This is a genomic window from Candidatus Magnetaquiglobus sp., assembly GCF_058402785.1.
Genome location: NZ_JBZVFG010000008.1, coordinates 54,214 through 69,700 on the forward strand (window position 1 = coordinate 54,214; position 15,487 = coordinate 69,700).

11 protein-coding genes are annotated in these 15,487 nt (G+C 60.3%); 5 read left to right on the plus strand and 6 right to left on the minus strand.

The annotated features are described in order from the left end of the window. Positions 1–3 precede the first annotated feature (3 nt). The 6 genes from ACV4UY_RS04585 to ACV4UY_RS04610 form a co-directional block, all read right to left on the minus strand. Positions 4–1,509, minus strand: coding sequence for a hypothetical protein (locus ACV4UY_RS04585; protein WP_491606469.1), 1,506 nt, complete (start codon positions 1,507–1,509; stop codon positions 4–6). Positions 1,510–1,718: 209 nt separating this feature from the next. Next, complete coding sequence (locus ACV4UY_RS04590; protein WP_491606470.1) at positions 1,719–2,585, minus strand: FkbM family methyltransferase; 867 nt, start codon at positions 2,583–2,585, stop codon at positions 1,719–1,721. A 46-nt stretch (positions 2,586–2,631) separates the two neighbouring features. Further along, positions 2,632–4,680, minus strand: a complete 2,049-nt coding sequence (locus ACV4UY_RS04595; RefSeq protein ID WP_491606471.1) for an O-linked N-acetylglucosamine transferase, SPINDLY family protein — start codon at positions 4,678–4,680, stop codon at positions 2,632–2,634. After that, complete coding sequence (locus tag ACV4UY_RS04600; protein WP_491606472.1) at positions 4,680–5,816, minus strand: DegT/DnrJ/EryC1/StrS family aminotransferase; 1,137 nt, start codon at positions 5,814–5,816, stop codon at positions 4,680–4,682. The genes ACV4UY_RS04595 and ACV4UY_RS04600 overlap by 1 nt, the downstream gene beginning before the upstream one ends. 29 nt (positions 5,817–5,845) lie before the next feature. Continuing rightward, positions 5,846–6,841, minus strand: a complete 996-nt coding sequence (locus ACV4UY_RS04605) for an NAD-dependent epimerase/dehydratase family protein (RefSeq protein ID WP_491606473.1) — start codon at positions 6,839–6,841, stop codon at positions 5,846–5,848. 102 nt (positions 6,842–6,943) lie between these two features. Further along, positions 6,944–7,222 (minus strand): hypothetical protein, encoded by a 279-nt coding sequence (locus ACV4UY_RS04610; protein ID WP_491606474.1) that lies wholly within the window; start codon positions 7,220–7,222, stop codon positions 6,944–6,946. A gap of 354 nt (positions 7,223–7,576) precedes the next feature. Between ACV4UY_RS04610 and ACV4UY_RS04615 the strand changes: the two genes are divergently transcribed. The 5 genes from ACV4UY_RS04615 (at position 7,577) to ACV4UY_RS04635 (ending at position 15,175) form a co-directional block, all read left to right on the plus strand. After that, complete coding sequence (locus ACV4UY_RS04615) at positions 7,577–7,669, plus strand: potassium-transporting ATPase subunit F (RefSeq protein WP_491606475.1); 93 nt, start codon at positions 7,577–7,579, stop codon at positions 7,667–7,669. A gap of 244 nt (positions 7,670–7,913) precedes the next feature. Next, on the plus strand, positions 7,914–9,722 hold the full coding sequence (gene kdpA / locus ACV4UY_RS04620; protein ID WP_491606476.1) for a potassium-transporting ATPase subunit KdpA: 1,809 nt from the start codon (positions 7,914–7,916) through the stop codon (positions 9,720–9,722). Between the two features lie 14 nt (positions 9,723–9,736). After that, entirely contained in the window at positions 9,737–11,800 is a 2,064-nt protein-coding gene (gene kdpB / locus ACV4UY_RS04625) for a potassium-transporting ATPase subunit KdpB (protein ID WP_491606477.1), read from the plus strand. 13 nt (positions 11,801–11,813) lie between these two features. Then, on the plus strand, positions 11,814–12,449 hold the full coding sequence (gene kdpC / locus ACV4UY_RS04630; protein ID WP_491606478.1) for a potassium-transporting ATPase subunit KdpC: 636 nt from the start codon (positions 11,814–11,816) through the stop codon (positions 12,447–12,449). 35 nt (positions 12,450–12,484) lie between these two features. After that, positions 12,485–15,175 (plus strand): DUF4118 domain-containing protein, encoded by a 2,691-nt coding sequence (locus ACV4UY_RS04635; protein WP_491606479.1) that lies wholly within the window; start codon positions 12,485–12,487, stop codon positions 15,173–15,175. Positions 15,176–15,487: the final 312 nt, after the last annotated feature.

Below are 15,487 nucleotides of genomic sequence, written 5' to 3' on the forward strand. Positions count from 1 at the left end.
GGGTCAGATCTCCACCATCCGGTCAACCCGCCCCCCCTCGGAAGCCGGCAGCCACAAGGCAAATCGCCAACCGGCATCCCCATCCCCTTCAAACAGCAGCATGGCGCCCTGATGACGACGAACGATGCCCGGCAGCAGGGAGATGCCGGGAGATCCATCCTCACCCGGCAGACAGAGCCAGGAGACATCCGGATCGGTCTGCGAGAGGATGGGTTGAATCTCTTCGCGCCAGGGCAAGGAGAGTTCCACCACGTCACGACAGTTGGCGGGCAGCCAAACCAGGGGGCGCAGTACCGAGCGATTCACCAGCGCCTGCATCTCATCCGGACCGACGCGACGGGCCTGAAGGCTTTCGTCCGTGGATGCCGGATTGCGTTGCAAGGCCTGCATCATCCAATCGACCAGACCGCGTTCCAAAGATTTCGGATTGCCCGCCACTTCCAGACCAGAGGCGATTTCCATCTTCCATACACTGGATATTCCATGGGATTCGTGCAGATTCACCAGGACTCTCTCAAGCAGGTGTTTGAGATTGACGGGACGGTTGTTGCCATCCTGCTCTTGAACATACTCGCGAATATCGGCCAGCAGCCGACTGCCCTGTTCGGCCTGCTGCTGCACGCATCCGATCATCTCCCTGGTCTCTCCCGACCATCCGGAAGACTCTTCCATGAGAATCTGACAACTGGTCGAGATGTTGGTGATGGGTTTTTCAAGCGTCTTGACCAGCCTGGAGAGCACCTCATCGGAAAAGGCCAAGGGTGAGCGACGCATCGCCTCCTTTCGTTGCAGGTTGGCGTGTTCGATCACCTTGTTGATCACCGAGGTGGCATGGTTCACCTCGGAATCGGGGGTGATCATGCGCACCCGATCCTGTTGGCCCTCGAGCACCCGTTCCAGCTCGCGACGCAGATCGCACCAGGGGGAACAGGCCCTGCGCAAGAACAGAACGCCATAGAAGACCATCAGCATGATGAAGAAAAGATCCATGAAGACAATCGACGTGCGGGTGTTGTCCAGGATGGCGACGAGATTGTCCTCGGTATCTGCCGCCAACTGTTCGGAGAAGCCGATCAGTTTCTTGCCCAGTTGATGAATCGCCACCTCTTGCGCCTGGGTGGAATGGGGATCCTGTTCCAGCGCATTGAGATGTTTGAACAGGGCCTCCCGATACTCCAGGGTGACTTGCCCCATGCCCTGAAAGATGCGGTCTCCATGCTCCCTGGAGAGAATGGCGCTTCGATGTTCGCGCACCTGCCGCTCCACCTGATCCAGATAGCCCATGGCGTTCTCGAAGGCGCCACGATCCCGGAAGATGAAATAGTTCTTTTCGTATCTTCTCACCTCCAGCACGGTATTCAGAAGACTCAGGAACCCATGATCGTTCATGGCCTGCTGATGGATCCGACCGGTCTCCCGAAACAGGAAAAAGGAGATCGAAATCAGCACAACGCACAGAATGACCAATCCAACCACCACCATCTGGCTCAATGATGGAATTTTGCGCATGCTTTGGTTTTTCCTTGTGTGGATGGAAGCGTGGTTCAACGACTCTCCAGGAACGACCTGAAACCGTTCGATCTCCTCTGGTTGAGACAAGGCGTGATGGCGGCTTGCACGGAGTCTCCACCCAATCCGCCTTGGCGGTTGTCTGGCGATGGCCAAACAGCCGCCCATGCATCGTCATGCATCCTGATCGGCGTGACCGGTCGGACCGATCATGCGGCGGGGGTCAGGCACTCCTCGAGATGATCAACATACCATTTACCAGGGTTGTGATCCACCTCCTTCCTGCTTGCCAATTCATTCAAACAAAGCAGGACGACATCCATGGATTGATAACAATAATGAAGAATCAGGGCCATCTGTTTGAGCAATTCGGTCGGCAACTGCCCAACTTTCCGATAGTCCGCCACATACACCATTTCCGCGACCAGCAACTGCCTGACTGGCCAGCCAGGACTGTTGTTGATGATCAGCGGCTTGACGCCCCAGGTCTTGATCAGGGGCATGGCGTGCGGAATCAGCCCCATGGATCGAAGTTGCAGATCCAGCTCCCCGATGGTCGGTTGAGCCTGATACAGCGGGATAAAGGACACTTCGAGCTGAACAACCGCAACATCGGACAACTTGTTGCGACCATGAGCGAGAATCATCTTCTCGGATCCGCACACATTCATTTTCAAATGGTCGATCCGCGGAATCTCCTCGATATCGTCCAGGGCCCGCGTCCACACGTTCTTGCGCTCCACGACCTCGGTCAACTGATCAAAACGGTGGAAAAGCCCGCAAGCGACCGGATCGGGTTCCAACAGACTGGTCATCACCGAGGCGCGACACATGCGCAGCGTATGCAATCGTCCGTCACCAAGCAGATAGGGCAAATAGATCTCCTGGTGTTTGTGCAGGACGTTCAACCGCGCGGTGGTTTCGGCCTGGGGCTCGAATCCAAACAGTCGGCTGGGAATCTGTCCCAACAAGGGTCGATAGTGCCCAGTCGGATCCATGGGATTGGCGCCGGCATCCACGATGATCGTCTCAAGGGTTGGTCGGATGCGTTGAAGCAAGGAACGCGCGCGCGACATGTTCGTTGTCCTTATGCTGTTGTCATCATTGTTGGCATGATTACGGTCATTGACGCGATTCGCACCAGATGCGCCACATCCGTCGCCATGCCTGGGTCAGATTCCAGGCAAATCTCCGGTGGTCGAACAAAGGCGAATGCATGGCGCGCGCGCGCAACTCCGACCGCAAGCGCGCCAGTCCGTCCCGATCCGCGGCAAAGGCAACCGCTTTTTCCACATACGCGTCGCAATCTTCGGCAATCCATTCGGACAGTCCGACACAGGAGAGAATCGACTCTCCCTGGTGCGAAAGATAACGACTCCCCTTTCGGGTGACGAAGGGCACGCCCATCCACAACCCTTCCACGCTGGTGGTCACGCCAGGATAGGGAAAGGTATCCAAGGCCATATCGACCTGGTGATAGCGGGCCAGGTAGAGATCCCTCGATGAGGCCCCTTCCAACAGCAGGCGGTCGGCGTCGATGCCGCGCGCGGCAAATCGCCGGGTCATCAACGCCCTGGCTTGCGGCTCGATGAACGAACGCCCCTTCAACATCAGACGGCTGTTCGGAACCCGCCGCAGAATCTCGCTCCAGCAACGAATCACCTCGTCCGTGATCTTTCCGAGATGGTTGAACGAGCCGAAGGTGAAATGACCCTGGGTGAGCACCGGAAGTTCGGATACCGGTGGCGAGGGATCGGGAGGCGTCAAACACAGATAGCAATCCGGCAATCTCCAGGGTTTCTCGCAAAAATGGCCCGCCTCCTCTTCCGGCAGATTGATCGGGTCACCCAGGATATAATCCATGGCCAGAACCCCGGTCGTGGCAAAATAGCCCAACCAGCTGATCTGTACCGGAGCCGGTTTCCAGGCAAAGACCGGCAATCGGTTGAGCGCGGAGTGTCCGGACAAATCCAGCAGGATATCCACGCCATCCGCATGAATCATGCGGGCAACCGTTTCATCCCCAAGCCCGACCACGGATTGCCAGCGCGCCATGCGCGCCTTCAACCGTTGGGTCAGATCGTCTTCCAGGGTCCGATTGGAGTACGCATGAAATTCCACGACATTCGGGTCCATGACCGACAGGACGTTTTCCAGGAAATACCCAACCGGATGCTGAAGAAAATCCCCGGAAACCAGGCCAATCCGCAATGTCTTGTCCACTTGCCCAGGGTCGGGCCGATGCACGATGGGCCGGGCCAGACGGGCAACCGCCTTGCCATATTGAAGCGCCTCGCGCAGGGCCGCGACGGAATCTTCAAGATAATAGTTCTGGAGATACAGAAGATTGCCCCACACATCGAAATGCTGCGGATGCCTGGAAAGGATCTTTCGGTAACAATGGTCCGCCTGGGCGTGCTGGCCGAGTTCGGTATGAACCAATCCAAGATTCGTGAGAATCTGAACATCTGCCGGCTTCTTCGCGAGCGCACGTTGCAAGATTTCATGCGCCGATCCGAGCTTGCCCATCGAAATGAGCACATAACCAAGATTGTTCATGGCGGCGGTGTCGTTCGGATTGGCTGTCAGAACCTTCTGGAAACAGACTTCCGCCTCCTGCAAACGCCGGCTGTTGAACAGCATGTTGCCCAGGCCGATCCAGAGATCGCGTGAATTCGGATCGTGGCGCAGCCCGGTTTGATACACCTGCTCCGCCTCTTCCAGTCGCCCGGAAACCTGTAGAACGCTCCCAAGCGTGGCCAGGGCCAGAATCGAATCCGCCTGCCTGAGCAAGGCCTGACGGCAACTCTGTTCGGCCTCCGACAAACATCCCCTGCTCAATTGCGCGTTGGCCAGATTGACGTAGCCATTGACATAATCCGGCTCGATCTCCAGGGCGCGGCGGCAGAACCGTTCCGCTTCCAACAACCGTCCCTGCGTGCTGCGAATGATGCTCAGATTGCCCAGGGCACCCACATACTCCGGTCGGTCCGGGGTGATCCGCAGATAACAGGACTCCGCCGTGACCAGATCCCCTTTCAGATGGGCTTGCAGCCCGCGTTTCCACCAATCGACCGTTGGCCTGAACATCCGGATCGGGGTGGTGGTCAAACCCGTGGCATGACACTTCTGCAAATCGCCCATTTGGGAGGATGCCAGTTGTCGTGACATCACGCACGAACCTCCCACCCGGAAAAATCGTTGATGGCCTCCACCACCGTTTCCACCTCCTCGGGGGTGAGAAACGGATGGCAGGGCAAGGAAAGACAGGTTTGGGCATGCGTTTCGGCCCTGGGGAGCCCGGCGGGATCGATGCGGACCGTGGCGCCGCACGCCGGTTGGCGATGAACCGGCAGGGGGTAATGAAGGGCGGTTTGGATGCCACGGTCCTCCAGACAGGTACGCAAGGCATCCCGCACGGGCGAATTGACGACAAACAGATGATGCACATGGGAACCCTCGTCCGCGGGCAGGGCGGGCAGGGAAACCAGGGGATGACGGATGCCATCGTGATAGGCGCGCGCGATTTTCCTCCGGGTGTCGTTGCACTCTTGCAACCAGGTGAGACGGGTGGTCAGGAAAGCGGCCTGCAGTTCGTCCAACCGACTGTTCAGTCCGGGCACGCGATGAGGCGATCCAAGGCGGTCACTGTCGCGCCCATAATCCCGCCATTGTCGCGCCGTTGCCGCGATCGATTCATCGTGGGTGACGACCATGCCACCATCACCGATGGCGCCGAGGTTTTTGGTGGGGTAAAAACTGAATGCGCCAGCCCGCCCAAAAGATCCTGCCGCTCTTCCCTGAACGCGCGCCCCATGAGCCTGGGCGGCATCTTCGATCAAGATCAGGCCATGCTGGTTGCAAAAGGCAACCCAGGCGTCCATGTCGGCCAGACGTCCATAAAGATGGACCAGAACAACGGCTTTTGTGCGCGCGGAGAGAACACGGCGCGCACTTTCCCTGTCGAGGAGCGCGGTTCCAGGCTCGATATCCGCCACCACCGGGGTGGCGCCGGACCTGAGCACGGCCAGCAAGGTGGCAAACGCCGTGATGGCCGGCACGATCACCTCATCGCCAGGAACGATGCCGCTGGCGCGCAGCGCGATTTCAATGGCATCCATGCCGTTGCCCACGCCGATCCCGAACCGCGTGCCACAGGCGCCGGCCCAAAGCGATTCAAAGCACTTCACCCGCCAATCCAGAACGTAGCGTCCGGAGTGCAAAACCCGCTTGAGATCGGCCAACAGGGCCTGCTGCCGCTCCGCGGGTTCTCGCGTGAAATCGTTCATACAGATCTTGAGTGACATGGCGCAACCTCGTCGCGATAACGATCCGATCACTGGACCCGTTGTGTTCCGAGATACAGCGAAAAGTGGCGACGATAGTAATCCACCGTCCTGGTCAGGCCGGTTTTGAGATCCATGCGCGGATGCCAGTCGAGATCTTCCGAAATCCTCTGGAAGTTGCAATAGGCGCTCCCGATATCGATCTTGCGCTGATCGCATGGAAACGGTACCAGGCTGTAGGCGCCACCAAACCATTCCGCCATTCGGCTGCCCAGTTCCAGCATGGAAATCACTTCGTTTCCACCCAGCAAATAGGTCTGTCCAATGGCCTTGGGATGCATGCCCGCCAGCAGCAGAGCCGCCACGCAGTCATCCACATGATTGAAATCCCGCCGTTGCCCGCCATCGCCATAGATGGGCAGAGGCTTGCCTTCGATCAACAAACGAATCCAGAAGCCGAGAAAGGACAGACGGGAATCCATGATGCGCATGCCATTTCCATACGTGTTGGTCAGTCGCAGAATGGTGACCGGCATGCCATGGAATGCGTGAAACAAACGGTGATAGTGTTCACCCGTGACTTTGTGAATGCCATTGATGTCCACGGGTTGAACCGGATGGGATTCATCGATCGGGAGTTGTTTGGGGCGACCGTGAACCTGGCGCGTGCTGGTGAAGACCACCCGGATCGATGGGTTGCAAGCCAGACACAATTCAAGCAATTTCAATTGCGCCTGGACATTGATGTCCAGATCCGCATGGGGAGCCGTCATGGAATCCCAATGGGATGTTTGACCCGCCAGGTTAAACATCACGTCATGGCCTGGAAGGCATTCGCGCATGGCATGCGTGTCGCGGATATCGACCTGATGCAGTTCCACTTGCCCCCGAATATCCCGGATGTTCCAGAGATTGCCCCCCTGTCCTGGAAGCAGTGCATCCACGATCGTCACACGGGCGCCCTGACGAATCAGGTGTCTCGCCAGATGCGAACCGATCAGTCCCACTCCTCCGGTGATCAAGACGTTTGCCTGCGAATAGTTCATCGTTCGGTTCCCGAAGATTGCATCATTCGTCTGGAGGCTGTTTGGCCATGGCTGGAATCACCAAACAGTCCTTCAAGGGTGACAGATACGTTCACCTGGATTTCAGCAATTGACGAGCCAGAACAAATTATCTTTATTTACCAATCCAATAACCGGAAAACCAAAGACCCGGACACCTGGCGAGCGTTTCATGAATGCAACACGCATCCATCCGATGTTGCACGATTCAAACAGCGCCACGGTCCGGCTGAGACAGGCGGCGGTCTCCTTGGGAACGCTGTCGTGGTTCGTGTCCACCTCCACCTTGACCGTGTTGGGGCTGATTCCAAGCTCTTTGGCAATGCGTCCCTTGCCCCAACCGAGTCGACGCAGCCGCAGCATCTCGCGAACATCATCTGCTTGAAACCGAATCTTTCGTTAATGTCATCTCTCCTCCTTTCCGGAGGAGGGGGGCAATGCCTCGTGTCGCCAGGGGGGCAGTTGCTCATGTCGCCTGACATATCAAACCGTATAAAACCAATCATGAAACCCGCATGAAGAACATTTACGATATTTTTACATCCGCATTCCAACCTTTTTTTCTGTTTTTACTTTTCATTGTCTAACATCTTGTCCATCGATCAATCCCATCCACAAGGAGTCATCATGGACGTTTTCCATCTCATTCTGGCTGTCGGTTTCTTTGCCCTGTCCGGATTCGTGGTCTCTCTATTCGAACGACTCCGGAGGCGATGAATGAACCCACTCTACCTGATCGGCTTGCTGGCAACAGCATTCGTGTTCGTTTATCTGGTTGTCGTCCTGTTTGTGCCTGAGAGGTTCTCATGAGTCACGCCATCCGCTCAAAAGGATTCGCCTTGGCATCCCTGCTGGTGCTTTCATGGCCCGTTGCCTACCTTTCAACCTCTGCTGACGCAGGTCGGGATCATCGGAACACCGTCCTCAACGGGTACGACACGCGCCGACATGTCGAACAGAATCCTCTGTCCCATGCTCCATCTCAACGAACCATCAAGGCGTTCCGCATGGGACTGGATTCGGATTCCCCCCTGTTTCCACGGAGGACGGCTCCATGAACAGCAACGGATATCTCCAACTTGTCTTGTATGTTCTGGTGTTGTTGCTGCTTTCCTGGCCCCTCGGACTGTTCATGGCCAAAATCTTCGCAGGGACACACCCTCGCGCCATGCGTTGGCTCTCTCCCGCGGAAGAAGGCCTCTATCGCCTGTGCGGAATCCGGGCGCACGACGAGATGTCCTGGACCCGCTATGCCTTTGCGGTGCTGACCTTCAACTTGCTCGGTTTCCTGGCGGTCTACGCACTGCAACGCTTGCAACCACTCCTGCCTCTGAATCCGCAGGCCATGACCGCCGCCACGCCGGATCTCGCCTTCAACACCGCGGTCAGCTTTGCCACCAATACCAACTGGCAGGCCTACGGCGGCGAAACCACCCTCTCCTATCTGACGCAGATGTTTGGCCTGACGGTGCAGAACTTCGTATCCGCGGCCAGCGGCATGGCGGTGCTGGCCGCCCTGATGCGGGCCTTCACCCGGCGTGAATCGCCCGGCATCGGCAACTTCTGGGTGGACATGGTGCGTTCCACGCTTTACATCCTGCTGCCGTTGAGCATTCTGCTCGCCGTGGCGCTGGTCGGAGAGGGGGTGGTGCAAAGCTTCTCCCCCTACCAGAACGCTCAACTGCTCCAGCCGATCGGGTACGACGCACCGGTCAACGGTCCCGATGGCCAGCCGATCAGGGACGACAAGGATCAACCGGTCACGGAAAAAAAGATCGCCAGAGAGCAACTCATCGCCATCGGACCCGCCGCCTCCCAGGTGGCAATCAAGCAGCTGGGCACCAACGGCGGGGGGTTCTTCAACGTCAATTCGTCGCATCCCCTGGAAAATCCTACCCCGTGGTCCAATTTCCTCGAACTTCTGGCCATTCTGCTGATTCCGGCGGCGCTCTGCATCACCTTTGGCCGTTTCGTCGGCGACGTGCGCCAGGGTGGCGCGATCCTGGCCGCCATGACGATCGTCTTCGTGGGGCTGCTGGCGCTCTGCGTCGGGTCGGAACAGCGCGGCAATCCGCTCTTCGACCGGTTGGGTCTGGCGACTCACGCCTCGGATCAGGCCCCCGGCGGCAACATGGAAGGCAAGGAGAGCCGGTTCGGCATCGTCAATTCGGCGCTCTGGGCCACGGCCACCACCGCCGCGTCCAACGGCTCGGTCAACGCCATGCACGACTCCTTCACCCCTCTGGGCGGACTGGTGCCGATGTGGATGATCCAGCTCGGGGAGGTGATCTTCGGCGGCGTCGGTTCCGGATTGTACGGCATGATCGTCTTTGCCATCGTCGGCGTGTTCGTCTCCGGATTGATGATCGGGCGCACGCCGGAGTATCTCGGCAAGAAGATCGAAGCCTTCGAGATGAAAATGGCCGCTGTCGCCATCCTCACCCCCTGTCTGACCGTCCTGCTCGGCACGGCGATCGCCGTGGTCAGCGAGGCCGGCGTGGCCGGCATCGCCAATCCGGGGGTGCATGGCTTCTCGGAGATTCTCTACGCCTTCTCATCAGCGGGCAACAACAACGGCAGCGCCTTCGGCGGACTGACGGTCAACACCCCCTTCTACAACACCCTGCTCGGCCTGGCCATGCTGCTCGCCCGCTACTGGGTGATCGTGCCGGTGCTCGCCATCGCCGGATCCCTGGCCGCCAAGAAAAGCATACCGCCCTCTGCCGGCACCCTGCCCACCCATACCCCGTTGTTCGTGATCCTTCTGATCGGCACCGTGATCGTGGTCGGCGCGTTGACATTCCTGCCCGCGCTTGCCCTGGGTCCGATCGTGGAACACGTCCAGATGGTCCACGGACATTGATTTGGGAGAATTCCATGCAAAAATCACGCTCACTGCTCGATCCGGCACTGCTCCAGGAAGCCGTGCTGGACTCTTTCAAACGGCTCTCCCCGCGTTATCAGATCCGCAATCCGGTGATGTTCGTGGTCTGGCTCGGGAGCCTGTTGACCACCGGACTTTATCTCCAATCGCTGATCGGAACCGGAGAGGCACCCTCCTGGTTCATCCTGAGCATCACGCTTTGGCTGTGGTTCACGCTATTGTTCGCCAACTTCGCCGAGGCCATGGCCGAAGGACGCGGCAAGGCGCAGGCGGCAGCCCTGAAAGGATTGCGCAAGACGGTCATGGCCAAGAAACTCAAGGAGCCGAAACGGGAGGCTCTCTCGGTAAGTGTCCCTTCGGAAAGTTTGCGCAAGGGGGATGTGGTGCTGGTTTCCACCGGCGACATCATCCCCGGCGACGGCGAGGTGATCGAAGGGGTGGCCTCGGTGGACGAATCGGCCATCACCGGCGAATCGGCGCCGGTGATCCGTGAATCGGGCGGCGACTTCTCGGCGGTCACCGGCGGCACGCGGGTGCTCTCGGACTGGCTGGTGGTGCGGGTGACGGTGAATCCGGGCGAGACCTTCCTGGATCGCATGATCGGCATGGTCGAGGGGGCCAAACGGCAAAAAACACCGAACGAAATCGCCTTGACCATCCTGCTGGTGCTGCTGACGCTGGTGTTTCTGTTGGCCACCGTGACATTGCTGCCCTTCTCGATCTACGGTGTGGAGACCGCCCATGCCGGATCGCCGGTCACGGTCACGGTACTGGTGGCACTGCTGGTCTGCCTGATTCCGACCACGATCGGCGGGCTGCTCTCGGCCATCGGCGTGGCGGGCATGAGCCGCATGATGGAGCGGAATGTCCTGGCCACCTCGGGCAAGGCGGTCGAAGCCGCCGGTGACGTGGACGTGCTGCTGCTCGACAAAACCGGCACCATCACCCTCGGGAACAGACAGGCGTCGTTGTTCGTCCCATCGCACGGGGTGAGCGAGCGGGAGTTGGCCGAGGCGGCGTTGCTGGCCTCGCTGGCCGACGAAACCCCGGAGGGGCGTTCGATCGTGGTGCTGGCCAAGGAGGCGTTGCATCAGCGCGGTCGGGACATCCATGCCGATGGCGCGACCTTCGTCCATTTCACGGCGCAGACCCGCATGAGCGGTCTGGACTGGCAGGGCCGTTCGATCCGCAAGGGGGCCGCGGAGGCGGTGCATCGCCATGTGGAGTCCTGCGACGGGGTGTGGTCGCTGGCGATCCAGTCGTCGGTGGACGAAATCGCCCGGCGCGGTTCGACCCCCTTGGTGGTGGCAGAGGGAAATCGCGTGCTGGGGGTGGTGGAGTTGAAGGATATCGTCAAGGGTGGGATCAAGGAGCGTTTCGCGGAACTGCGGCGCATGGGGATCAAGACGGTGATGATCACCGGTGACAACCGCCTGACCGCTGCGGCGATCGCCGCAGAAGCCGGGGTGGATGATTTTCTGGCCGAGGCCACGCCAGAGGCCAAGTTGGCCTTGATCCGCCAGTATCAGCAGGAGGGACGGCTGGTGGCGATGACCGGTGACGGCACCAACGATGCCCCGGCCCTGGCGCAGGCCGACGTGGCGGTGGCCATGAACAGCGGCACCCAGGCGGCCAAGGAGGCGGGCAACATGGTGGATCTGGACTCCAACCCCACCAAGCTGATCGAGGTGGTGGAAACCGGCAAGCAGATGCTGATGACCCGAGGCGCGCTGACCACTTTTTCGATTGCCAACGACGTGGCCAAATACTTCGCCATCATTCCGGCGGCCTTCGCGGCCACCTATCCGGCGTTGGACATCTTCAACATCATGGGGCTGGCCACGCCCGCCTCGGCGATCCTGTCGGCGGTGATCTTCAACGCCCTGATCATCATCGCCCTCATTCCCCTGGCGCTCAAGGGGGTGGCCTATCGGCCCGTGGGCGCGGCGCTGCTGTTGCGGCGCAATCTGCTGGTCTATGGTGTGGGTGGATTGCTGGTCCCCTTCGTGGGCATCAAGGCGATCGACCTGATCCTGGTCGCTCTTCATCTGATCTGATAAGGATACACCCATGTTCAAGGAACTGCTCCCCTCCCTGCGGATGCTGATCGTGATGACCCTCCTGACCGGCCTGCTCTATCCGGCCCTGGTCACGGCGATCGCGCAAGGACTCTTTCCCGGCAAGGCCACCGGCAGCCTGTTGCGGGCCAACGGCCAGGTGATCGGCTCCGCGCTGATCGGACAACCCTTCACCGATCCGCGTTACTTCTGGGGTCGCCCCTCGGCGACCGCGCCCATGCCCTACAACGCCGCCGCTTCCAGCGGTTCCAACCTCGGACCGCTCAACCCGGCCCTGGAAGAGGCGGTCCAGGCGAGAATCCTGGCGCTCAAGGAGAGCGATCCCACCCAAAAGCAGCCGATCCCCGTGGATCTGGTCACGGCCTCGGGCAGTGGACTGGACCCGCACATCTCGCCCGACGCGGCCATCTGGCAGGTGCCGCGCGTGGCGCGCGCCCGGAATCTCTCCGAAGCGGAGGTTCTTCTTCGTGTCCGGAAACATACCGAAGGACGCACCTTCGGCATTCTCGGAGAGGCGCGCGTCAACGTCCTGGCCCTGAATCTCGATCTGGACACCCTGGCCGCGCAACGGACCGGCTCCCGGAATCCTGACACGCAGGTCGTGTTTTCCGTGGCCAAGACGTTCTGATCCGCACCGACAACACACTTCCGGAGTCACGATGCATGGCGACCGATTCCCGTTCCGACCGTCCCGACCCCGATGCCATCCTGGCACAACTGGTGGCCGAGGAGCACCGGGAGCGGCGCGGCAGGCTGAAGATCTTTTTCGGCGCCTGTCCTGGCGTCGGCAAGACCTTCGCCATGCTGAGCGCCGCGCGGAGTCTGAGCGCCCAGGGGGTGGACGTGGTGGCCGGCGTGGTGGAAACCCATGGCCGCGGCGAAACTGCGGAGCTGTTGCATGCCCTGGAAATTCTGCCGCGCCAGAGGATCGAATACAAAGGCCATCTGCTCGAAGAGTTCGATCTCGACGCATCCCTGCGACGCAATCCGCGGATCATCCTCGTGGACGAGTTGGCCCACGCCAACGCGCCCGGAAGCCGTCATCCAAAACGGTGGCAGGATATCGACGAACTGCTGAATGCGGGCATCGACGTGCTCACCACGGTCAACGTGCAGCATGTGGAGAGCCTCAACGACGTGGTGGGCAAGATCACCGGCATCCGCGTGACCGAGCGGGTGCCGGATCACGTCATCGATCGGGCGGACGAAATGGTGCTGGTGGACCTGCCCCCCGAGGAGTTGCTGCAACGTCTCCGTGAGGGCAAGGTCTACATGCCGCGTCAGGCGGAACGGGCCATGGAGCACTTCTTTCGCAAGGGAAACCTGCTGGCGCTGCGCGAGTTGGCCTTGCGGCGCACCGCAGACCGGGTGGATGGCGACGTGCGCGCCTGGCGCCGGGAAAAATCGGTGACAACGGTCTGGCCCACCCGTGAATCGGTGCTGGTGTGCGTGGGACCCGGACCGGACAGCGAAAGTCTGGTCCGGCGCGCCGCCCGCAGAGCCAACCTGACCGGCGCGCCATGGCACGCGATCGTGATCGAGACCCCATCCATGCAGCAATTGCCGGATGCGGCGCGGGCACGCATCTTTGGCATTCTGAAACTGGCCCGGGAGATGGGCGCCCAGACGGCCAATCTGTCGGGTCCGAATCCCGTGGAGATCGCCATCGCCTATGCCCGCGAATACAACCTGGGCACCCTGCTGGTGGGTCGGGATCGTTACCGACGTCTGCCCTGGCAGCACGGCTTCGCCGAAAAGGTCGCCCGTCTGGCCCCGGATCTGGAACTCCTCCAGGTGGCGATCGAAAAGCAGGAGCGTGACCCCTCCCACCGTTCTCCGGTTCCGGATCAACCAGCCCCCAGAAACGGATGGTCGCCGTATCTGATGGCCTTTCTGATCGTGGCGTTGGTTACCGTGGTCAGCGAGCCTCTGCACGCCTTGCTGGATCTGGCCAACATCGTCATGATCTTCCTGCTGGCGGTGGTCTTCACGGCCATCCGCTTCGGACGTGCCGCCGCCGTGCTCTCATCGTTCCTTTCCGTGGCAGCGTTCGATTTCTTCTTCGTCCCGCCCCGTTTCACCTTCGCCGTGCATGACGCTCAATATCTGGTCACGTTCACGGTCATGCTGATCGTGGCTCTGGTGGTGGGACAACTGACGGCTGGTTTGCGATTCCAGGCATCCGAGGCCTGCAAACGCGAACAGCGCATGCAGGCGCTCTACGAAATGTCCAAGGATCTCTCCAGCGCACTGAGCGTGGAACAGATCATCGGCATCTGCCGGCGCTTCATCCAAAGAGGGTTCAACGCCTCGGTCGCGGTGTTCGTTCCCGGAACGCGGGAAAACCTGGAATTGGCCGAGGGATCCGCCCCATCGGACGCGGTGGACGGCGGCATCGCCCAATGGAGTTTCGATCATGGGGAAAACGCCGGTCTGGGCACCACCACGCTGCCATCGGCCCATGCCCTTTATGTGCCGCTCAAGGCTCCGTCCCGTTTGTGCGGCGTGCTGGCCCTGGTGCCGGAAACCGCGACATGGGAGCTTCCACCCGGTCAACAACAGCTCCTGGACACCAGCGCCAGCCTGATCGCCATCGCCCTGGAACGCGTTCATTACGTCATCCTGTCCCAGGAGTCCCAGGTCCGAATGGAATCGGAACGGTTGCGCAACTCCCTGCTGTCGGCCATTTCCCATGATCTGCGCACCCCCCTGACCGTCATCACCGGTCTGACGGATGCCATGTGCCTGGCCACCCCTCCGTTGTCCGAACCCCATCTGAGTCTGGCGGACGCCATTCGGGACGAGGTGTCGCGCACCGTCACCATGGTCAACAATCTGTTGGACATGGCCCGCATGCAGATGGGACATATCGTGCTCAAAAGGAGTTGGCAGACTCTGGAGGAGGTGATCGGATTGTCGATGAATCACTGCGCCTCGCTGCTCTCCCGTCATGGGGTGCGCATCGCGATCCCCACGGATCTGCCCTTGCTCGAACTCGATACCGGACTCATGGAACGGGTTTTCAACAATCTTCTGGAGAACGCCGCCAAACACACCCCACCGGGCAGCGTGATCCTCGTTTCCGCGCGACACGAAGAGGAGCGCGTCAGAATCTCGATCTGCGACAATGGACCAGGCATTCCACAAGGCCTGGAGGAGACCCTGTTCGACAAATTCACACGCGGGAAAACGGAATCCTCGGTGATGGGTTTCGGGTTGGGACTGGCCATCGTGCGCGCCATCATCGAAGCGCATGGCGGATCCGTATGGGCGCACAACGGCCCGGACGGAGGTGCCTGTTTCACGTTTCTGCTGCCCGTGGGCACTCCACCGCACATGCCTGAAGAACCCTGATGACCGCTCCCGGATCCCCTGCCCCCGATCGGGTCGCATCCATGGCACGCCCGATCAACGACACCCGACGCATGCCGACCCATGCGGGCTTGTCGCGTGCCTCGCGGGGAGCGCTGCACGGGGTGAATTCACGAATCCGCAGATTCACCCCTCCGATCCGCGCCGACGCTTCGGGGGTCGGAACGCCTTCGGTGGAGAAGCCGGTCGATCCGGGCTGTCAGGTTGAGGCTTGCGCCCCCGTGCCGATGGTGAAAAAATTCTTCCGCACCGCTCCAGTTGCCGCGGCGTCCATTCACCTTTCCGGGAGAGTTC

Coding starts and splice junctions, on each gene's coding strand:
- ACV4UY_RS04585 (WP_491606469.1), bottom strand. CDS start 1,509: ATGCGCAAAATTCCATCATTGAGCCAGATGGTGGTGGTTGGATTGGTC.
- ACV4UY_RS04590 (WP_491606470.1), bottom strand. CDS start 2,585: ATGTCGCGCGCGCGTTCCTTGCTTCAACGCATCCGACCAACCCTTGAG.
- ACV4UY_RS04595 (WP_491606471.1), bottom strand. CDS start 4,680: ATGTCACGACAACTGGCATCCTCCCAAATGGGCGATTTGCAGAAGTGT.
- ACV4UY_RS04600 (WP_491606472.1), bottom strand. CDS start 5,816: ATGTCACTCAAGATCTGTATGAACGATTTCACGCGAGAACCCGCGGAG.
- ACV4UY_RS04605 (WP_491606473.1), bottom strand. CDS start 6,841: ATGAACTATTCGCAGGCAAACGTCTTGATCACCGGAGGAGTGGGACTG.
- ACV4UY_RS04610 (WP_491606474.1), bottom strand. CDS start 7,222: ATGCTGCGGCTGCGTCGACTCGGTTGGGGCAAGGGACGCATTGCCAAA.
- ACV4UY_RS04615 (WP_491606475.1), top strand. CDS start 7,577: ATGAACCCACTCTACCTGATCGGCTTGCTGGCAACAGCATTCGTGTTC.
- kdpA (WP_491606476.1), top strand. CDS start 7,914: ATGAACAGCAACGGATATCTCCAACTTGTCTTGTATGTTCTGGTGTTG.
- kdpB (WP_491606477.1), top strand. CDS start 9,737: ATGCAAAAATCACGCTCACTGCTCGATCCGGCACTGCTCCAGGAAGCC.
- kdpC (WP_491606478.1), top strand. CDS start 11,814: ATGTTCAAGGAACTGCTCCCCTCCCTGCGGATGCTGATCGTGATGACC.
- ACV4UY_RS04635 (WP_491606479.1), top strand. CDS start 12,485: ATGGCGACCGATTCCCGTTCCGACCGTCCCGACCCCGATGCCATCCTG.